Annotated in this window: 20 protein-coding genes; 16 read left to right on the forward strand and 4 right to left on the reverse strand. The window is 43.1% G+C overall.

What is annotated here, in order from left to right; translation table 11 throughout:
• From tnpC to asnS, 3 genes are all read left to right on the forward strand, one after another.
• The coding region (gene tnpC / locus FFM70_RS03220) for an IS66 family transposase (RefSeq protein ID WP_137615415.1) at window positions 1-869 on the forward strand (869 nt) is incomplete at its 5' end.
• 276 nt (window positions 870-1,145) lie between these two features.
• Window positions 1,146-3,512, forward strand: a complete 2,367-nt coding sequence (locus tag FFM70_RS03225) for a phosphoketolase family protein (protein WP_137615416.1) — start codon at window positions 1,146-1,148, stop codon at window positions 3,510-3,512.
• Window positions 3,513-3,984: 472 nt separating this feature from the next.
• A complete protein-coding gene (gene asnS / locus FFM70_RS03230; protein ID WP_137615417.1) occupies window positions 3,985-5,376 on the forward strand; it encodes an asparagine--tRNA ligase in 1,392 nt (463 codons plus the stop codon).
• Between the two features lie 79 nt (window positions 5,377-5,455).
• Here the strand turns inward: asnS and FFM70_RS03235 are convergent, their stop codons facing one another.
• Complete coding sequence (locus FFM70_RS03235; RefSeq protein WP_137615418.1) at window positions 5,456-6,358, reverse strand: RluA family pseudouridine synthase; 903 nt, start codon at window positions 6,356-6,358, stop codon at window positions 5,456-5,458.
• Between the two features lie 61 nt (window positions 6,359-6,419).
• A complete protein-coding gene (locus FFM70_RS03240; RefSeq protein ID WP_137615419.1) occupies window positions 6,420-6,869 on the reverse strand; it encodes a universal stress protein in 450 nt (149 codons plus the stop codon).
• A gap of 550 nt (window positions 6,870-7,419) precedes the next feature.
• Here FFM70_RS03240 and FFM70_RS03245 point away from each other — a divergent pair.
• From FFM70_RS03245 to FFM70_RS03260, 4 genes are all read left to right on the forward strand, one after another.
• Window positions 7,420-10,185 (forward strand): SH3 domain-containing protein, encoded by a 2,766-nt coding sequence (locus FFM70_RS03245; protein WP_171002285.1) that lies wholly within the window; start codon window positions 7,420-7,422, stop codon window positions 10,183-10,185.
• Window positions 10,186-10,691: 506 nt separating this feature from the next.
• Window positions 10,692-11,705 (forward strand): lipoate--protein ligase, encoded by a 1,014-nt coding sequence (locus FFM70_RS03250; protein WP_137615420.1) that lies wholly within the window; start codon window positions 10,692-10,694, stop codon window positions 11,703-11,705.
• 13 nt (window positions 11,706-11,718) lie between these two features.
• On the forward strand, window positions 11,719-12,102 hold the full coding sequence (locus FFM70_RS03255; protein ID WP_137615421.1) for a hypothetical protein: 384 nt from the start codon (window positions 11,719-11,721) through the stop codon (window positions 12,100-12,102).
• Between the two features lie 12 nt (window positions 12,103-12,114).
• Entirely contained in the window at window positions 12,115-12,564 is a 450-nt protein-coding gene (locus FFM70_RS03260; RefSeq protein ID WP_137615422.1) for a hypothetical protein, read from the forward strand.
• A 138-nt stretch (window positions 12,565-12,702) separates the two neighbouring features.
• Here FFM70_RS03260 and FFM70_RS03265 read toward each other — a convergent pair whose 3' ends face one another.
• Window positions 12,703-13,350, reverse strand: coding sequence for a VTT domain-containing protein (locus FFM70_RS03265; protein WP_137615423.1), 648 nt, complete (start codon window positions 13,348-13,350; stop codon window positions 12,703-12,705).
• Between the two features lie 421 nt (window positions 13,351-13,771).
• Here FFM70_RS03265 and FFM70_RS03270 point away from each other — a divergent pair, with 421 nt between their 5' ends.
• The 6 genes from FFM70_RS03270 to FFM70_RS03295 all read left to right on the forward strand — a co-directional run bounded on the left by FFM70_RS03270 (window position 13,772) and on the right by FFM70_RS03295 (window position 17,630).
• Complete coding sequence (locus tag FFM70_RS03270) at window positions 13,772-14,383, forward strand: hypothetical protein (RefSeq protein ID WP_137615424.1); 612 nt, start codon at window positions 13,772-13,774, stop codon at window positions 14,381-14,383.
• 214 nt (window positions 14,384-14,597) lie between these two features.
• Window positions 14,598-14,891, forward strand: a complete 294-nt coding sequence (locus FFM70_RS03275) for a hypothetical protein (RefSeq protein ID WP_137615425.1) — start codon at window positions 14,598-14,600, stop codon at window positions 14,889-14,891.
• 137 nt (window positions 14,892-15,028) lie between these two features.
• Window positions 15,029-15,874: an aldo/keto reductase gene (locus tag FFM70_RS03280; protein ID WP_137615426.1), complete on the forward strand. Its 846-nt coding sequence runs from the start codon at window positions 15,029-15,031 to the stop codon at window positions 15,872-15,874.
• Between the two features lie 118 nt (window positions 15,875-15,992).
• A complete protein-coding gene (locus tag FFM70_RS03285; RefSeq protein WP_223877428.1) occupies window positions 15,993-16,469 on the forward strand; it encodes a flavodoxin family protein in 477 nt (158 codons plus the stop codon).
• Window positions 16,470-16,547: 78 nt separating this feature from the next.
• Complete coding sequence (locus tag FFM70_RS03290) at window positions 16,548-17,201, forward strand: NAD(P)H-binding protein (protein WP_137615427.1); 654 nt, start codon at window positions 16,548-16,550, stop codon at window positions 17,199-17,201.
• Window positions 17,202-17,213: 12 nt separating this feature from the next.
• Window positions 17,214-17,630, forward strand: coding sequence for a MerR family transcriptional regulator (locus tag FFM70_RS03295; RefSeq protein ID WP_137615428.1), 417 nt, complete (start codon window positions 17,214-17,216; stop codon window positions 17,628-17,630).
• Window positions 17,631-18,085: 455 nt separating this feature from the next.
• On the opposite strand, the gene FFM70_RS03300 is transcribed toward FFM70_RS03295, so the two are convergent.
• Window positions 18,086-18,964: a LysR family transcriptional regulator gene (locus FFM70_RS03300; RefSeq protein WP_137615429.1), complete on the reverse strand. Its 879-nt coding sequence runs from the start codon at window positions 18,962-18,964 to the stop codon at window positions 18,086-18,088.
• Between the two features lie 120 nt (window positions 18,965-19,084).
• On the opposite strand from FFM70_RS03300, the gene FFM70_RS03305 reads away from it, so the two are divergent.
• From FFM70_RS03305 to FFM70_RS03315, 3 genes are all read left to right on the forward strand, one after another.
• The gene (locus FFM70_RS03305; protein ID WP_137606654.1) at window positions 19,085-19,306 is read left to right on the forward strand and encodes a hypothetical protein; all 222 of its coding nucleotides are present in this window, start codon (window positions 19,085-19,087) and stop codon (window positions 19,304-19,306) included.
• A gap of 19 nt (window positions 19,307-19,325) precedes the next feature.
• Window positions 19,326-20,327 carry an alpha/beta hydrolase gene (locus FFM70_RS03310; RefSeq protein WP_137615430.1) on the forward strand — a complete coding sequence of 334 codons (1,002 nt, stop codon included), beginning with the start codon at window positions 19,326-19,328 and terminating at the stop codon, window positions 20,325-20,327.
• Between the two features lie 105 nt (window positions 20,328-20,432).
• Window positions 20,433-21,071 (forward strand): NAD(P)H-binding protein, encoded by a 639-nt coding sequence (locus FFM70_RS03315; protein ID WP_137615431.1) that lies wholly within the window; start codon window positions 20,433-20,435, stop codon window positions 21,069-21,071.
• Window positions 21,072-21,139: the final 68 nt, after the last annotated feature.

Consider the following 21,139-nt stretch of genomic DNA (forward strand, 5'->3'; position numbering starts at 1 on the left):
GGCTTCAACCACTCAATGAGTTATGCCGGAATGAATTAATGAAACAAACACATATCCATGGCGATGAGACTTCCTATAAGGTATTGCATGAACCGGGAAAATCAGCAACGACCATGTCATACCTTTGGTTAGCTTGTTCAATTCAGGATGCGAAAAAACCTGTTGTTTATTTTAAGTACGATCCGCACCGTAGTGGTGCGGTCGCACAGAAATTGTACAACAGTTATACTGGCAGTCTGCAATGTGACGGCTATCAAGCATATGGAACCTTGCCTGGAACAATCCAACGTTCAGGATGTTGGGCACATGTTCGCCGAAAATTCATCGAAACAGGGCCGACACCAAATAAAGTCGTGGGCAAAGCCAACGTAGCACTGGATATGATTAACAAGTTATTCAAAATCGAACAGGACCTTAAGACAAAATCATTCCAGGAACGGCTTAAAATTAGGCAAAGTGAAAGTAAACCAATCGTGGATGAATTCTTCGATTGGCTCAATAAGACGCCCGTAATAGAAAAGTCGGGACTTGGTAAAGCTGTTAGATACGCTCTCGGGCAACAAACGTACTTGATGCATTTCTTGGAAGATCCAGAAATTGAGTTAAGTAATAATACAGCCGAAAGACATATCAAAATAGCAGTTATGGGACGTAAAAACTGGCTGTTCAGTACTAGCCAAGCTGGTGCCCACGCCAACACTTTGTTTTTAAGCCTAATTGAAACTGCAAAAATGAATGGGCTAAACCCTTCTAAATATATCGAGTACCTCCTAGAAAATATTCCTCAGTTACCCATGGTTGATTATCAGGAACAACTGAAGGCTTATTTGCCATGGACCGAACAGGTACAGACAAATTGTATTAAATAAATTGACGCCCCCTTTAGTCACAGAATACGTGACCAGAGGGGGCGTTTCAATACGTCATCTTATTTACTGCTTACAAAAAATATCGTGATGAGAACCAGCGCGGCCCTAAGGCTGATACTGGTTCTTTTAAGCTAAAAAAGGGCAGAATTAAATAATTGGACCGTTCCAATTAACAAAAAGGTTGATTTTTAAAAATAAGCTGTTAAGATAGAACTTGTAAACGATGTCAGTTACAGACAGACAATAATCAAAAGCAAATTAAGGAGTGTTTTGAATATGGCTACAGATTACTCATCACCAGCATATTTGCAAGAAGTTGACAAGTATTGGCGGGCTGCGAACTACCTATCCGTTGGTCAACTTTATTTAAAAGCTAATCCATTATTACAACAACCATTAAAAGCAAGTGACGTTAAAGTCCATCCAATCGGCCATTGGGGCACGATTGCTGGTCAAAACTTTATTTATGCCCATTTAAACCGGGTCATTAATAAATATAATTTAAAGATGTTCTACGTTGAAGGTCCTGGTCATGGTGGCCAAGTCATGGTTTCTAACTCATACTTGGACGGTACCTACACTGATATTTATCCTGAAATTACGCAGGATAAAGCTGGGATGCAGAAATTGTTCAAACAATTCTCATTCCCTGGTGGCGTGGCTTCACATGCTGCCCCTGAAACACCAGGTTCAATCCACGAAGGTGGCGAACTTGGTTATTCGATCTCACATGGTACTGGTGCGATCTTGGATAACCCAGATGAAATTGCTGCCGTTGTCGTTGGTGATGGGGAATCCGAAACTGGCCCATTAGCAACGTCATGGCAATCGACTAAATTCATCAACCCAATCAACGACGGGGCCGTTTTACCAATCTTAAACTTGAACGGGTTTAAGATTTCTAACCCAACGATCTTTGGTCGGACTTCTGATGAAAAGATTGCGAAATACTTTGAAAGTATGAACTGGGAACCAATCTTTGTGACTGGTGACGATCCTGAAAAAGTTCATCCACTTTTAGCTAAAGCGATGGATGAAGCGATTGAAAAGATCAAGGCCATCCAAAAGAATGCTCGTGAAAACAATGATCCTAGTTTGCCAACTTGGCCAATGATCGTCTTCCGTGCGCCTAAAGGCTGGACTGGTCCAAAGTCATGGGATGGCGAAAAGATTGAAGGCTCGTTCCGGGCCCATCAAATTCCAATTCCTGTTGACCAAACTGACATGGAACATGCCGATGCCTTAGTTGACTGGTTGGAATCATACAAGCCAGAAGAACTTTTCAATGATGACGGGACTTTGAAGGATGATATCAAAGCGATTATCCCAACTGGTCAAAGTCGAATGGCTGCTAACCCAATCACGAACGGTGGGGTTGATCCAAAGGCCTTGAACTTACCTAACTTCCGCGATTACGCTGTGGATACTTCCAAGCGTGGCGAAGATGTTAAGCAAGATATGATTGTTTGGTCAGACTATCTCCGTGATGTCATTAAAAAGAACCCAGATAACTTCCGGTTATTTGGTCCTGATGAAACGATGTCAAACCGGCTCTATGGGATTTTCGAAGCGACTAACCGTCAATGGTTGGAAGATATTCATCCAGATAGTGATCAATTCGAAGCCCCAGCTGGCCGAGTTTTGGATGCTCAGTTATCTGAACATCAAGCTGAAGGTTGGCTTGAAGGCTACGTTCTGACTGGTCGGCATGGTCTGTTTGCAAGTTATGAAGCGTTCTTACGCGTCGTGGATTCAATGTTGACACAACACTTCAAGTGGTTACGGAAAGCCAACGAACTCGATTGGCGTAACAAGTATCCATCATTGAATATTATTGCGGCTTCAACCGTTTTCCAGCAAGACCATAACGGTTATACCCACCAAGATCCTGGTGCCTTGACCCATTTGGCTGAAAAGAAGCCTGAATATATTCGTGAATATTTGCCAGCCGATGCCAACACCTTGTTAGCCGTTGGTGATGTGATTTTCCGGAGTCAAGAAAAGATTAACTATGTGGTTACGTCTAAGCACCCACGTCAACAATGGTTCAGCATTGAAGAAGCTAAACAATTAGTTGATAACGGCTTGGGTATCGTTGATTGGGCAAGCACTGATCAAGGTAGCGAACCAGATATCGTCTTTGCTTCAGCCGGGACGGAACCAACTTTGGAAGCGTTAGCCGCAATTCAATTGTTGCATGACAGCTTCCCTGACATGAAGATTCGCTTTGTCAACGTGGTCGATCTATTGAAGTTACGCAGTCCTAAGAAGGACCCACGTGGCTTATCTGATGAAGAATTCGACCATTACTTCACGAAGAACAAGCCAGTTGTCTTTGCTTTCCATGGCTATGAAGATTTGGTTCGTGATATCTTCTTTGACCGTCACAACCATAACTTACATGTGCATGGCTATCGTGAAAATGGGGACATTACGACCCCATTCGATGTTCGGGTCATGAACCAAATGGACCGCTTCGACTTGGCAAAAGCAGCGATTGCGGCACAACCAGCAATGGAAGATACCGGTGCAGCCTTTGTTCAAGACATGGATAACATGTTAGCTAAGCATAATGCTTACATTCGTGATGCTGGGACCGACTTGCCAGAAGTTAACGACTGGCAATGGAAAGGCTTGAAATAAGCTTTAGGTCAATTTAATTAAGTTAATTTAACTGCGATCAATTCGATGAAGTGTGCCTGTCGAATGATCGCAGTTTTTTTGATGATTGAAGTATGCGTATTGGTTGAGATGACAGTTTGTAACGTTGGATTGAGTTGTATTTAATCACTATTTGTGATACCCTGACAAAAGTTGAATAAAACTAAAAAGAATTGAAACGGCCAACGTCAAATCGGCCCCGGTGTATAGCGAGCTAAGGATAGTGAGAGCTTAGTCGACCGTCCGATTTGGATAACCCCGTTTTTGTTGCTAGCTGAAAAATTGTAGTAGGCTAAGCCGTAACCGACACGTTATCAAGCGGAACGTCTATTTGGACGTTATTTAAAGTTGGTTTTGAAATAAAAACAATTTGGGTGGTACCGCGGAAAGAGCTTTCGTCCCTAGTGATTAGGGAGGTAGGCTCTTTTTTAGTTGTCACAGGAGGAGAATAGGAATGACCGAAGTTTTAGTTAAAGAATTATTTAGTGATCAGCATTTTGCTGAAGATGAAGAAGTTGTTTTACACGGCTGGGTAAAAACCGTCCGGGGTTCTAAGCGCGTTGGGTTTATCGAATTAAGCGATGGGTCGACCCTCAAACACGCTCAAATCGTTATGACGAGTGACTTGGCTGGCTATGATGAGTTAAAGAAGTTGCCATTGAGCACGACTATCAAGGTTACTGGGACCGTTGCATATACGCCAACGGCTAAGCAACCTTTGGAAATTCATGCAACCGCAATCGAAGTTGAAGGGGCGTCAGATAACGACTATCCTTTACAAAAGAAGAAGCATACGTATGAATATTTACGGACGATGGCCCACTTACGGCCACGGACGGATACGTTCTATTCAGTTTTCCGGATTCGTTCTTTAGCTGCATTTGCCATTCATCAATATTTACAAGAACACGGTTTTACTTACGTGAACACGCCAATTATTACGAGTAGTGATAGCGAAGGGGCCGGGGAGATGTTCCGGGTCACGACGCTAGACATGAACAACTTACCAAAGACGGCGGATGGCAAAGTTGACGACCATGAAGATTTCTTTAAAAAGGAAACCAACTTAACGGTTAGTGGTCAATTGCCGGTTGAAGCCTTTGCTTTGGCTTTACGGAACGTTTACACCTTTGGGCCAACTTTCCGGGCTGAAGATTCACACACGCAACGGCATGCTTCTGAATTCTGGATGATTGAACCAGAAATGGCCTTTGCTGACTTGCACGATATCATCGTGACCTCTGAAGCCTTGTTGAAGTCAGTTGTTAGCTACTTGCTTGAACATGCCAAGGACGAATTGGAATTCTTGAACAGTTCAGTTGATGAACATTTGCTCGAACGGTTGCACCAAACGGTTGACGAAAAGTTTGCACAAATTACGTATACCGAAGCAATCGAAGAATTGAAAAAAGCACCAGTTAAATTTGATGTTCCTGTTTACTGGGGGTTGGATTTACAAGCTGAACACGAACGTTACTTGTGTGAACAAGTTTACAAACGGCCAACCTTTATCACGGATTATCCAAAAGAAATCAAAGCTTTCTACATGCGTGATAACGAAGATGGCAAGACGGTTGCGGCCGTTGATATGCTGGTCCCTGAAATTGGGGAATTAGTTGGTGGGAGTCAACGTGAAGAACGACAAGCCCAACTTGCCAAGAAGATTCAGGATTATAAATTGCCACCAGAAGAATATGCTTGGTACTTGGAACTCCGGAAATACGGTGAAACGGTCCACTCTGGTTTCGGGATTGGTTTTGAACGCCTATTGATGTACGTCACTGGGATGGAAAACATTCGTGACGTGATCCCTTACCCACGGACACCAGGTAACGCTGATTTCTAATAATTTGTATTGATTAATTTAAAACTGCTCATTGCTGGCTTAGTTTCAAGTCAGTGATGAGCGGTTTTTTGAATGTCATTTAAAAGGACTCAATCTGCGAATCGTCTGAAAAAAGTGCTGGTAGTGGCGCTTGCACATCGATCGTATCAGTGCTGAACGGCCGTTGTAAATGTAACTGAATCGCGTGTAACATTAAGCGTGGCGCAGTGCTGGCGGCGTTATCGTAGAGTGGGTCGCCAATAATCGGATGCCCACTCGCGGCGAGATGTACCCGTAATTGGTGAGTGCGACCGGTTTGCAAGGTAAGTTTAACGAGACTTTGATGTGGTGTCGTCCTGATCACTTGATAATCAGTTATCGCTGATTGCGCACCAGGAACATCAATCCAGCGTTTCCGTTTATCGGTCGGGTGTCGTCCGATTGCAGCAGTAAATTGGCCTTGGGTAGCTTCAAAATGACCGCGAACCCAAGCATAATAGCTGCGGCGAATCTGTTTCGTGCTAATCAACCGGTCCAGGATGGGGACGACGACCGGATTTAAGGCCACTAGCATGGCGCCAGAGGTCATTTGGTCGAGTCGATGAACCATATAAGGTGCTTGACCAGCAGGAGCAAGATACGCTGCCAGATGATTCAGAATTGAGCCAACTTCACCGGGCTGGTTAGGGTGAGACTTCACACCAGCTGGCTTGTTAACGACTAGTAAGTCTTGATCTTGGTATAAAATGGCGACCGTTGCGGCACTATCAGGTAAATAGTTTGACGTTGGCGTCCGAAAGTCGGTTGGGACAAATTGAAGCGTCAACTGGTCGCCGGTGTGGACGAGCGTCGCTACCGAGGCGGGCAGTTGGTTGACCCATAGTCGTCGACCTTGACGTAGCTGCCCCTGAATCCGTTTTGGCAACAGCCATTGCTTCAGACAATCGCGGACAGTTTGCTGATTGAGAGTTGTGGGAATTGTTAACTGATAAGTCCATTGCATCCGGTGATTACCAACTTTCTTGGGTCAAAAAAATAGCGCAATATTGCGCTATTTAAAGAGATTATTTGTCAGGTTTAACGATCAAAACGTCGCACACAGCGTTCCGGCTGACATAGGTTGTGACTGAACCGACCATTAAGCGTTCCACTGCGGAAAGCCCGGTCGACCCAATCATGATTAATTCATTGTGGTGATCAGCTGGAAATTCGCGCGCAATAACCGTCTTAGGATTCCCAAAACGAACGTGCATTTCAACGTCGGTCACGCCGGCATCGATAGCTTCTTGCTTGAGTTCTTCAAGTCGTTTTTGAACGTCTTCTGAAAGTTTATAGATGACATCACCACTGACCGCACCGCCGTACGTGTCGCTGAATTGATTAACTTCCAAGACATTTAAAATGTCCAAGTGGGTCTGGTTACGTTTGGCAACTTCAATGCCGCGCTTTAAAACTTCTTCGGTGACCTTGGACCCGTCAACTGGTACCAAGATATTTTGATATTGTTGTAACATAATGGTTACCCCCGTTTGTGTATGCTCATTAATATGTTCATTTTAGCATTAATTTTCATAACTGTAAGCCTTTTAGTTTAGAAGTTCATAGGCTAGGAGCCACTTTGTTACAAAATGTAAAATTTTTTATTGATATCTTAATTATCATTACAATCTAAAATTTTTTATTGCTGGACTCCCATGTCGTCTTGGTCGTAAAACTAATCAATAATTGAGATTGGTAATTAGTTGATAAATGGGTATAAATAATATATCTTATAACAAGATGTCATGGTAACCGCTTAACTATGCAGTTGAAATTTAGCGAAACCAATTTTAAGGCCAAGAATTTAGTGCAATTATTTAATAAAAGTAGAAAATAGTTTATTAATTAAAACGATTATTATTGGGATTAATTAATATCACGTAATTTATATTACAATATTCGAATTGAATGTAACACGGCTAGATGCTACTATAATTGCTGTAACAGCAAAGCTCGGGAAAATTAATTAAGTGTTGGAATGAACAACATAACACAAAATTCAATGAAAGATTTGGGGAATTTGAATTGAAAATCGGAATGACAAAAGTAATTGCATCGCTCATGCTTAGTACTGCGCTCTTACCTGTAGTTGTAAGTAAGGCTGACTCGGCAACGTCTGGGACAAAAACACCCACGGCTAAGGCGAGTCAAACGGATGCCACTAACGATAAATTGACCAGTGATCACCAAACCAAATATGTACAGGCCAGTGAAACTCAAGTTGAAGAAACTGCAGTTGCGGTTGCTTCAACACCGTTAAAGGCAGTTCAGCCGGCTAGTGAGGTTGCCAAAGCGGTAGCCGCTAATAGTGCTGCAACGGCCCCGGTTTCAGCCACTAGCCAAGCTGTTGCAACTGACGCTTCAGCTAGTTCTGAGGTGGGAAGTCAATTTGCCACAAAGAATTCGACTTCACAATCAGCTTCAACAAGTGCTAGTCAAGAGAGTGCCACAAGTAGTAGCTCACAAGCAGCGACTGCAACGAGTCGTACGATTTCCGTCAAACAAACAAGTGCAACTGCGGCGAGTCCTGCAAGTGCTACTAGCCAAAGCTCGCAAGCAACCAGTGCTAATTCAGCCACAAGTCAGAGCTCACAAACCAGTGCCAGTTCAGCCACAAGTCAAAGCTCACAAACGAGTGCCAGTTCAGCCACAAGTCAAAGTTCACAGACGAGTGCCAGTTCAGCGACCAGCCAGAGTTCACAAGCGAGTGCTAGCTCAGCTACAAGTCAGAGTTCACAAGCCAACGCCAGTTCAGCGTCGACTAGAAGCGCTAGGGAAGCAGTTGCTGAGCCAGTGCCAGCTCAATCTAACATTCAAGCAAACCAAACGATTGGACCGGGCGCTTATGACGACAGCGTCTTAATTAGTTCAGCATTGTTTGGCTATCAAGACAAATTCTTTAGTGAAATTAAAGCTGGCTCTATTTCCGGCTGGCATAAATATGGCGTGTTGCCATCTGTCACTGCTGCTCAAGCTATCCTTGAAAGTGGTTGGGGTCGTTCACAGCTATCAACACAAGGTAATAACCTATTTGGGATTAAAGGTGATTATAATGGTCAGTCTATTTGGTTCCCAACGCAAGAATGGGGTCCAAATGGGTACTACTATGTTAATGCCGCCTTTAGAAAATACCCTAACTGGTCAGCCAGTGTTGAGGATCATGGGCGCTTCTTAGATGAAAATTCACGTTACCGTAACTTAATTGGTGAACGCGATTATCACAAAGTTGCCAATTACTTGCAACAAGATGGTTATGCCACTGCACCAGACTATGCGCAATCTCTGATTAACATGGTTGAAAGCTATGGGTTACAGAGTTGGGATCAAGAAGTTGCCAACGTGAAACCCGGCCAAGAACCACTTCCAGGTAATACCAATAATGGTAACAACAATAACACGAATACGGGCAACAATACGGCTGGCCGTTATGTGTTCAAAGCCAAAACCGATATTCATGCGGAAGCAAGCATGAATTCAGCGGTGGTTGGAACGTATGATGCTGGTGAAGCAGTTAACTATACGGCTAAAGTTGATGCCGGTGGTTATACTTGGTTGAAGTATCTAGCCTATTCTGGCAAGACACACTATGTCGCAATTAGCGGCAATGGTAATCAAAATACTAACAATAATAACAACCAAAATAACAATAACAATCAGAACACCAATAATAACAACGGTGGTCAAACCAATGTGATTGCTGAAAATGGTAGCTTCAAGTTTAGTGCCAAGACGAATATTCGAAACAGTGCCAGCAAGTCTGCCCAAGTGGTTGGGACTTATAATGTCGGTGAAAGTGTTCGTTACAATGGTAAGGTCAATGCCGAAGGGTTAACTTGGTTGAAGTATGTGGCTTACTCTGGCGCAACTCACTACGTTGCCATGGCTGGTGACACGATTCAGGCACCAAGCCAACCAGTCGTTGTACCAGCTTCTGGCGCTTACCGTTTTAACTATGATACGGCGATTAAGACTGCACCACAAACTAATGCACAAACAGTTGGAACTTATCGTGCCGGTGAAACGGTTTATTATAACGGTAAGGTCTCAGCTGAGGGTCAAACTTGGTTACGTTATCAGTCATACTCTGGTGCAGTTCATTATGTTGCCATGAGTGGCAATAACACGAACTCTGGATCAACACCAGTAGTGACACCGCAAAGCGGGACTTATCGTTTTAGTGGAACCACCGCGATTAAGAGTGCGCCTGACAACAATTCACAAACGGTCGGGACATACTATGCCGGTAACACGGTTTATTACAATGGTAAGGTCTCAGCAAATGGTCAAACGTGGTTACGTTATCAATCATATTCAGGTGCGTTGCACTACGTTGCCATCAGTGGCAATACAAGCAACTCAGCGCCGTCACAAACGATTGCTCAAAGTGGCGCTTACCGCTTTAGTGGCACCACTGCGATTAAGAGTGCTCCAAGTGCCAATGCTAGTACTGTCGGCTCATACAATTCTGGCGAAACCGTTTATTATAATGGTAAAGTGATCGCTAATGGACAGACTTGGCTGAAGTACCAAGCCTATTCTGGGGCGACACATTACGTGGCAATTAACGATGGCGGCGCGTCTGCCGGGACTTATAATGTCACAAATAGTCGCGGCGCGTTCCGCTTTGCGAATGCCACTTCGATTCGGAATGCACCTAGCATGAGTGCTGGGGTCGTTGGTCGCTACAATCAAGGTGAGACTGTTTACTATAATGGGACGGTCGAAGCTGAAGGTCGGACTTGGCTGAAGTACTTGAGCTATTCCGGCGCGACCCATTATGTCCCACGTTAATTGAAATAACGAGCAACCAAATTGTCTTTTAAATGACAAGGCTATATAATAAATGTAACGAGATGAATAGCGATTACGACCGCTATTAACTTCAGACAACCTGGTCGGCAATAGTGCTGACTGGGTTGTTTTTTGGCTAACATTGTAATCGCTTACATCGTGTGCTATAGTGGATACATCGGAAGAATCTCAGGTCAGACTCAACGTTACCCAATTGTTGTAACAAACCCGTCAAGTGATAGCTAGTGCAGTATGCAGCGTTTCCGCTAATTTCGGATAACCAGCTGACCAACTTCCATCTATTGATGGCACGAAATATCCATGGAGAGCGTGTAGCCGCCAATCAGAGCGCTCAAGGATGTGGATTGTGACTCAATGATGTTTGGGGGATGAAGAATTCCACACTCAATTTTATGATTCTTCCAAAAAATGGGCTCACATGGTGGGCTCTTTTTTAATTCGTAGCGTATGATTAAAGTAACCTAAAGCTGAGGAGCTGATATTAAATGTACTATGTTTCAATGAAAGACCATGAAATTGGTCGCAATTTAGCAACTGAACAGTATTTGATGAACAATGTTGAATTTGATGAACCATTAGTCTTGTTCTATTACGAAGAACCTTGCATTATTGTGGGTCGCAATCAAAACACATTGGAAGAAATCAATGCGGACTATGTGCGTGAACATAACATTACCGTAACACGGCGCTTATCCGGCGGTGGGGCGGTCTATCAGGACCTTGGAAACTTATGCTTTAGCTTTGTGGTCGACAGTGACAGCCAAGAATTTGGTGACTTTAAGACTTTTACACAACCCATTATCGATGTCTTACATGAAATGGGTGCGACAACGGCCAATGTCAGTGGTCGTAATGATCTTTTAGTCGATGGGAAAAAGTTTTCTGGTAATGCGATGTACTCTCGCAATGGCAAGACTTTCTCACACGGAACGTTAATGCTTAATGTGGATCTCAATGTGGTTCCAAATGCGTTGACCGTGCCAACTGACAAGATTGCGTCTAAAGGGATCAAGTCAGTTCGGAGTCGTGTCACCAACTTACGACCGTTCTTGGCACCAGAATATCAAAATATTACCGTACCAGAATTTCGAGATACCTTACTCACAAAATTATTCCACGTGGATTCTTTAGATGAAATTAAAGATAAGGAATACCAAGTTTCACCAGAACAACAAAAAGCCATTGATAAAATTTATGAAGACTATTATGCTAATTGGGACTGGGTTTACGGTAAATCACCGGAATTCTCAGTAAAACGGCGTCAACATTTTGATATGGGGACAATCGATGCACGGTTACAGGTTACCGATGGCCACATTCAAAATATTAAATTTTTCGGCGATTTCTTTGGTAGCGGGGATGTGCATGACGTTGAAAAAGCTTTAACTGGCTTACGTTATGATCATAATGTGATTTCTGAAAAATTAGCGGACCTTGATTTAAACCGTTACTTTACCGGCATTCCTCGTGAAGATATCATTGACTTAATCGCCGAGTAACAGGAGTGATTTAGTGAAACTCACACGACTAGTCGCATTTGCGTTTGTTTCCTTTTTTTGTTACGGTATCGTCAATTGGATGATGTCGACCAGTCACTTGCAGCTACAGGCGACCAAGATTGCGAGTGGTCAAATGTGGCAAGGCTTGTTGATTGCCCTAGTGCTTTACTTGATAGGTGTCTTGGCAGTTTACTTAAATCGAATGCTAGGCTTTTATGTACTCGGCCTAGTCTTAGTGATTTATTCACTCGGTTTAATCAGTGCTTTGATGTCTGGTTATCAGAGTAATGCCGGGATGGAAGTTAAATTGTTGTTAGAAGTTATCGCAGCGATTGGATTAGGCATCAATTTTTACACCGTGGTCTTATTGACCCGTTGGCGTCACAAAACTAACTAAACGAGGGATAGTATGCAACGAAACGTACAAACTTTTATTGACGAGGTCACCGCAGACAAGGTCGCTCAGACGACTGTTAAAGGGACCTATGGCAAGTTAAACGATCAACTGGATACTTGGTTAGGGGGATTCTTAGACAACGTTCAGGCGGATAAAATTGCCCAAGCAACGCTGGCCACTGATCACGATCCGGCGATTAGCTTTCGCTTGGAAACTAGCGTCATTAATTTGCCGCTGGCGAACTTGACCGAAATTGGTAAAGTGACAATGGCTGAAGAAACGATGCCCATCAATCTTTACATGATTGCCGAATCTGAAGCGTTTCAATCTGGCCTCAGAATTGATGAATTGGGGACAGCTGAAGCCGTGTTAGCTGACCAGGTTGCGGCTAAAAGCTTACTAACTACGTGGTTACAAGCCCAGACTGATCGGATGGACGAGATCATGGCCGCTGACAAGTAAACTTTACAGGACTTTAATGCTAAATTTACAATGAGCAGTTATAATATATGCATGGTATCAGAGCCAAATGAATACCTTCAGAACTAAAAAAAACGTCAATTTTGATTGGAGAGCGCCCAATCAAAATTGACGTTTTTTTCAGTTCTCAGCTAAGCGATGATGTTTGATGGCTTGATAAGCATAGCGTCCCAACACTGGTATGAAAATTAGGGCCAGCATGATCCAGGTGAAATTGTTTTCGACGAACGGCCAATCACCGAAGTAATAACCAAAGAAACAACAGCTTCCGACCCAGATGAGCACGCCCATGAAGTTCCAGAATTGGAAATGCCGCCAATCCATGGCCGTTGTTCCAGCAATTACCGGAATAAACAGGCCAATGAAGGGGATGAAGCGACCCCATAACATTGATGGCTTTTCATGTTCGTCAAAGAGGGCCCGCGTCGAGTCCAGTTTGGGTGAGCTTAACTCACGTTCTAAGCGATTGTGATGGTCGTCTAGGCGTCGAGTCAAACTGTATTTTAGCATGGCGCCACTTGTTGCTGACGTGACAAAGATTAATAATAATAGCCAGATATTCAGATTAGAACTAGCATTCGCGGCGATTGAACTGCTCAGGAATAATAATGATTGACCCGGTAAAAAGGCGAAAGCCAGGAATGCGGATTCCAGAAAAATGATGATAAATAATAAGCCATACGACCAGCCACCAATTTGGTTGGTTATGGTAACTAAATAACTCAATGGACGTAAGAGAATCGTCCATGCAATGGTGAGCCATGTCATATAAATTCCTCCTGTGATACCGCCTAAATATACCATTTTTAGGCGTACACGCCAAGAATAGTGACAAGTCAGGCTTGCAACTGGGCGTAAAAGATGGTAGTGTAGTTGATGCGATGAGTCGATAAAGTCAGATCATCAGTGATGATGGTTCCGCGCGAGCGGCTAGTGACTAATTTATTGATAGCGGGACATGCTTCTCCGACGTATTCGGAATGTTTGGGTCACTGATGTTGTGGAACGTCACCCCCGCTGGTTTACCAGTGCCGTGACTAAAGCGAGCTAACTGTATTTATACAGCCGGCTCGCTTTTTTTAGTAATTGTTAAGATTGAATTTAATACGGGAAAACGTTGGTAAATTCACTCAACTTAAGGTATCCTTATCTCAGAGTTAGATAAATAATTTTGGGGAGTTGATTAGTAATGAAAAAGTTAATTGTTAGTACATCTGTATTGATTGGCGTAGCAGTCTTGGGGGGCGGCTATTTACTATGGCCCAACGGTGCTCAAAGTTCGACTCCGGTAGCGACGACCACCATGAGTTCGGCTGTTACTAAAAAGGATACGAGCAAAGCTAATAATAGTCAAACTGCTCAATCAAAAGCGGCGACCAGTAGTGCAACGAGTGCTTCAAAGTCGACTGCAGTGGCTAGCTCATCTTCAACGACGCAAACGGCTGATAGCAGTTCAGATAGTCAATCCGCGAGTCAAGCGACGACTAGTAGCACGGCGACGAGTTCTTCTACTACTGCGACCTCAACCACCAGTTATTTAACGGCTGAACAAGTCAATGACTGGGCTTGGCAACAAGTTGCGACTGAATACCAAGGTACTAAAATGACTAAAGCAGACTTTAGTTTTAATCAAACACGGAAACCAGATAAGTTAGTTTACGTTGAAGTCCGCGAAGCGAATAACGATCAAGTTTCACATCTCGTTGCTACGTTCCGGGTGAACGCGCAAGGTCAGTTGGAAAAACAAGACACGACTAAAGGCGCGGATGCTTGGGATGTTGTTGCACAATCCTATCAATAAATAACTTGACTTAGAGTGCACTTTAAGATGTACGCTAAGACTGTAAAAGTGACTAAGTTTTAGGCTTAGTGGATTTAAGTTAGAATCCTCGAATGGAAACGGGGATTCTTTTTATTTTGCGATAATAGTAAGCGCCTTCTTGAACAATTGGCTCATCTACGGCATACTAGATAAGAGGAGTAGTTCGGTTAAATTAAGACAGGTGGCAATATTAATGGCAAAAGAAAAATATGATGCATATGATAAAAAAGTTGGTCGCACGGTTTTAGCTGTCGCAAAATGGGTTTCAATCGTGGCAGCCTTAATTGGGCCGTTTGTGATGATGTTCAACCATAATTGGGGGCTCGAACTTGGCACGCTGAGTGTCCTTTGTGGTGGCGTTGCCCTGTGCTTTGGGCCGACTGGTCGGACCGCTAAAGGCCAATGGCTAGCGTTGCTCTATACACTTGGCGTCGGAATCGCAGTCTTGTTGTACTTTGTTTTAGTCTTAAAGTTTATTCATTTTTAAATTGAACGCCGAAGGGACTGCCTTAATTTTTTAGGCAGTCCCTTCGCTGTTTGACTGAAACTTAGAAACAAAGTTCTTGCCTTAGTGTAGGACTAAGGGACTAAAGTAATCACAATCATTAAATTAGGAGTGATTTTATGGCAACAATTACGGAAACCTTTACGTTAAATAATGGCTTAAAAATGCCAAAAGTTGGTTTTGGCACTTGGCAGACGCGTCCCGGTAAGGAAACTTACGATGCTGTCAGCAATGCGCTAAAAGCTGGCTATCGGTTCATTGATACTGCGAAAGCTTATCGTAATGAAAAGAGTGTTGGCGAAGCGTTACACGATGCTGATGTGGCTCGTGAAGACGTGTTTGTTCAGACGAAGTTACCAGCTGAAACCAAGAGTTATGATGGCACGATGGCCGATTTTGACAGTAGCTTAGCAGCCTTGGACTTGGATTATGTGGATTCTTACATTATTCATGCCCCATGGCCATGGGCCCAAATGGGTTCAAATCATGACGCTGAGAACCGAGAAGTTTGGCGCGCGATGCAGGATATTTACAAGAGTGGTCGCGCTAAGTCTGTCGGTGTTTCAAACTTTAACTCGGCTGACTTGGAAAACTTACTCACTTGGGATGGCTTGACGGTGACCCCAGCGGTTGACCAGATTCAATATTATGTCGGTCACACCCAAGCAACCATCGTTCGGACGGCTAAAGCCAACCAGATCGTGGTGCAAGCTTATTCACCACTCGCCACGGGTGGTTTGTTAGCTAACGCCGACTTGGCGAAGTTAGCGGCTAAGTACCAAGTTTCCGTCCCACAATTAGCCTTACGTTTCATCATTCAAAATGGTGTCGCACCACTACCAAAGGCACGTGCGATGGCGCATGTTGAAGCCAATGCGCAATTAGACTTCGAAATTGATGATCAAGATATGGCGACGATGAATGCCATGGTTGACCGTGACAGTTATCATCCAGTGGGTGACTAATTAGATCATGTTTGAGCGGCATCCTCTGTCAAAAGGGGATGTCGCTTTTGACTTGCCTTAAAGTTCACTTTAAGGGTTAAACTGAGCTTGAAATTAAAAATAAGGGGTGTAATTGATAATGACTAAAAGATTAATCGTGACCTATTCCTGGTCCGGCAATACGGCGCAAATGGCAACGGCTTTACAGCAAGTCACTGGCGCTGATCAAGTCATGTTGACGGTCGCCGCAGACACTTTTTCAGCAGATATGTACGCGACTTCAGATATTGCCAATCAACAACTTGCGAGTGGCAAGTTACCCACGTTAACAAATATGTTACCTGAATTGAGTCAATATGACACAATTTTAGTTGGTGGCCCAGTCTGGTCAGCCAAGGTTGCGACGCCAGTCCGGACCTTTCTGACACAGTTGGGTGATTTTCAAGGTACCGTGTTGCCGTTCTATACGGATGCGGGGACGCCGGGCGGCTATGAAGCCGATTTTGAAACCTTATTACCAGCACCCGTGACTTTTAAAGCGGGGATTGGGCTGAGTGGCTCGCAGTTAGCAAAAGCGTCCACGATTTTACAGGGTTGGTGGCAAAAAGAAAATTAATTTGGCTTTTTGTCTTGCCTTGAAGTTACTGCAAGGGGTTATGCTTAGGCCATCAAATTGAAATTAGAGGTTATGAAAATGAAAAAAGTTTTAATTTTAGCTGCCAATGGTCAAATTGCTCGGCTGGTTGAACACCGCATTTTAACGGAGCCAGCTTATCAGGATATCGACTTGACTTTATTTTTACGACATGCGAATCGGCTCAGTGATTTAGCCGATAATTCGCGGGTTAAGCTGATCGATGGTGATTTGACGGATGCCAAGGCAGTGAGTGCGGCGATGGTATCCCAAGATATCGTCTTTGTGGCGGTAGTTGATCATGATGTTCAGAACCGGTTGACGAAGAACGTGATTGCCGGGATGCAGGCTAACCACGTGGAACGGGTCTTGTTTACAAATGTTCTCGGAATCTATAATGAAGTTGCTGGTGAATTTGGTCGTTGGAACACCGCTTCAATTGGCAGTGGTTTGACAAGTGCGCGGCATTCAGACGAGTTATTGCAATCCTCTGGCTTAGACTACACGACGTTGCGGTTGCCATGGTTGAATGACCGTGATGAGATTAAATATACGGTGACGACTAAGACTCAGCCTTATAATGGGGTCTCGGGTTCACGGCAAAGTATTGCTGATGCGGTGCTACAGATCATTGCTAGTCCAGATAAGTACAGTCGTGATAGTATTGGCATTTCTGATCCCGCCACTCAAGGTGAAGACCGGCCCGTCTATTAGGAGGTATTTTAAATGAATATTAAAGAAGCTAGTGAGCAGACTGGCGTTTCGTCAGCGGCCATTCGTTATTATGAAAAAGAATCCTTGATTCCGCCAATTGATCGAACGGAAGTTGGTAATCGCGATATTGATGCGCGAATTTTGCGACGGATTCGCTTTGTCACTCAAATGCGGTCAGCTGGCATGAGTATTGAAAGTTTACGGCGCTATATTCAGTTATTCGATGCACAGGAAGATAATACAAAGGAGCAAAAGGCTATTTTGACTGAGCAACTGGCTGTCATGGAAGAGAAACGTGACGATTTACAGGCTGCAATCGATCATCTGAATTATAAATTAAATCATTATGATGATCATATGGTATCGACTGAAAACGAATTACGTGAGTTGGAACGTCAACATCAAGCTAAAGTGGATTCGGAAGACTAGTGGCAAAAAGAGTCAAGGCCGAACTGGCTTGAATAACGTTGTTAAAAGATCATTGACAATGGCGTTAATCGCCCAAGCAAGGCTGTTTGACTGTGGTTTTCAAGTTAAGTTGAGTTTTAAAGTGGTTTGATTACTGGTATAATTTATTTGCATAGAGTTAATAATCTCTTTTCTTTTTGGGTTCAGCGCTATAAGAATAGCAGGGATTATCATCTCTGTGTTATACATAAGATTCAAAAAAAGGACTGTTCCGAGAAATTATCGATTTCTCGGAACAGTCCTTTTCAATACGTGAGCTGGGAATCTTGTCCCAGACTTACCCTTTTTTTGCCAAAACGATCAATGTTAACGCGTGCTGTTTCTGAATCCTGGTAAAAGAAGGTAACGTTGTTATAGCCTTTTTGATTAAATAATTCAGAAGCGGTTCTACTGATATTATCTTTCACCCGATTTAATCAATTGGCAAAATCCACTTGTAACTGTTCCACGAAACGCTCAGCTATTGGCGAAAAGACTTGGTACTTTTTCCAAATAATATACATCTTCGTTTTTAATTGGGGACTTAGTGGCCGAAACGTCAAACCACTAGTCGCACTGGTATCACAAAGACCCTTAAACGACAACAGCTTTCCCAGCCCGCTTCGAACAAAGACCGATCCATTAAATACCAAGTTGGTCGTTCCAATCAAATTTAAATTAAAAACTTCGTCACCTGCCCAGCGTGGGATATCATTTTTAATCGCTTGTTCAGAACAGATGATTGCTTGATGTTTCAAATCAGTCGGTGTAATGACTTCTTTTTGGGATAGAGGGTCTTCTTGCCGCATTACAACGCCCCAAGTGTCGGCACCAGGTATCTCTAAGTAAGTGTAATGATCTAGACGCGGTGGTTCAGCGATAATTGCTAAATCAGCCAATCCCTGATCAAGTTTATCGGTAACCAGCTCGGTATCTCCACTAACCAAATGAAAGCGCAAATCTGGGTAGCGTTGACGAAAAGTGCTAACGGATGCTGCCAAGTACCGAATCGATTGTGATTCGGCACAACCAATATAGAGATTTCCTCCCGTAAGTGTCGTCATAGCAGAAAATTCTGCGCTAGTTTTGTCCACCATCGCTAAAATATCTTCGGCCCGTTTTCGCATTAATGTTCCAGCAGTCGTCAATTTAATACCATAGTTATCACGCTGGAATAATTGCTTACCAATCTCATTTTCTAAACCCTTCAACTGTTTAGACAAAGTCGGTTGCGACACATGCAAGGCTTCAGCGGCTCGTGTAATACTAGCCTGCCTTGCTGCTTCAACAAAATATCTTAGTACTCGAATTTCCATAACTATCCCTTCTAAGTGAACTAGTTATTCTAAAATCGAATAACTAGTTATCGTTACAAAGTATTATACATAATTGAACGCAGCAGGTAAACTGTAATCACAGTAAGGGAAGGACAAAGCATGACTAACGCAAACAATAAACTTGGACTGCTCGAACAGAATCTCGCGGATGCAGGCTTTAATCAAACTGATAGTCAAAAAATCTTAGCTAGCTTTAACCGTGGCGATTATACTTGCCTGCAGCAAATTCTTCAGTGTCAGCGTCAACAATTGCTACAAACATTGCGCCAAACGGAATTTCAAATCGATTGCCTAGATTTTCTTGCTAACAAATATCATTAATCAAAAAGGAGATAAACACATGCAAAACGAAAAATTAACGCTTACCAAAGAATGGGATAAGACATTTCCGAAGAGTGATTTAGTTGATCATCAGAAGGTCACTTTCCATAACCGTTACGGAATCACTTTAGCCGCCGATATGTATACTCCTAAAAACGTCACGAGTAAACTGGCTGCTATCGCTATTAGCGGACCATTTGGAGCCGTAAAAGAGCAGTCTTCTGGTATCTATGCCCAAACGATGGCTGAAAAGGGATTCTTAACAATTGCTTTTGACCCTTCATTTACCGGAGAAAGTTCTGGTCAACCTCGATTCATGGCTTCGCCTGACATTAACACCGAAGACTTTCAAGCTGCCATTGACTTTTTGTCCATCCAGCCAAATGTTGATCCTGAAAAGATTGGGATGATTGGTATCTGTGGTATGGGTGGGATGGTACTCAATGCTGCAGCTTTAGATACTCGGGTCAAGGCTACTGCAATCATGACCATGTACAACATGAGTCGGGTCAATGCTAACGGTTACTTTGACAATGATGATAATGAAGTTGCGCGTCATGAGCTGAAAGTTACACTCAATCAACAACGGACTGCCGATTATCAAAGTGGTCGTTACCAACGGGCTGGCGGTGTCGTTGATCCACTACCGGACGATGCGCCACAATTTGTGAAAGACTATCACGCCTATTACAAGACCAGTCGTGGTTACCACGCTCGCTCAGTTAACTCAAATGATGGTTGGAATACAATTGGCACAATGTCCTTTATTAACCAACCGATTTGCCAGTATTCTAATGAAATTCGGAGTGCAGTTTTGATGGTCCATGGGGATCAAGCGCACTCTTATTACTTCAGTAAAGATGAGTTCAAGAAAATGACGACGAATTCTAAATATACTGAGAATAAAGAATTCCTGACAATTACAGGAGCCGTTCACACTGACCTGTATGATGGTGGCGTGAACCATAACTTAATCCCGTTCACAAAATTAGCTACCTTTTTTTCACAATATTTAAACTAACGAAATTTGAAGTTAACGAAAAAGTCCTTTGATTGGCTTATCGGAGGCTAGCATATCTGAGATAGGGGTTAAACCACTGTCATAGTGAGATATAGGAAGTATAAAATGAAAAATGTATTGATCCTTGGCGCAAACGGTCAAATTGCGAAATTAGTTCGCGATAGATTGTTGAAGGAAACTGAAGATAATTTAACATTATATTTACGTCATTCTAATAGATTAACGGTTAAGAACCCTAGTCGAGAAAGGATTATTGATGGGGATGTTAATGATACTAAGAAGTTGATAGAAGTCATGAAAGATCAAGACATTGTCTATGCGAACCTAGGCGGTAAATTTGAGCCGATGGCAAAAAGTATGATACAAGCAATGAATACCAGTCATGTAAATCGCCTCATTTACGTGGCTGGATTAGGATTATATCATGAACTTCCAAAAAAATTTGATGATTGGAATGAGAACGTTATTGGGCATGAAGTGATGGAGGATACCCGACGTGCGGCTAGGGTAATTGAAGATTCGAATGTTAATTTTACGATTCTGCGCTGTGCATATATGACTAATGAAGATAAAATTGATTATGAATTGACAGAAAAAGGTGAGGAATATAAAGGCACGATTATTTCGCGTAAAAGTATTGCTGATCTGATCGTTAAAATCATTAAAGATCCAACAATTCATCAAAAATCAAGTTTAGGAATTGATCAACCAGGTACCGATGGTGACAAACCGATTGGTTACTAGGATTAGTCCTGAGGATGTATTGTGCGAGTTAATGGATCGAGCCTATCAGGCACGTATGTCTAACTTGA

It is taken from the genome of Lactiplantibacillus nangangensis (assembly GCF_005405065.1).
Lineage (GTDB): Bacteria > Bacillota > Bacilli > Lactobacillales > Lactobacillaceae > Lactiplantibacillus > Lactiplantibacillus nangangensis.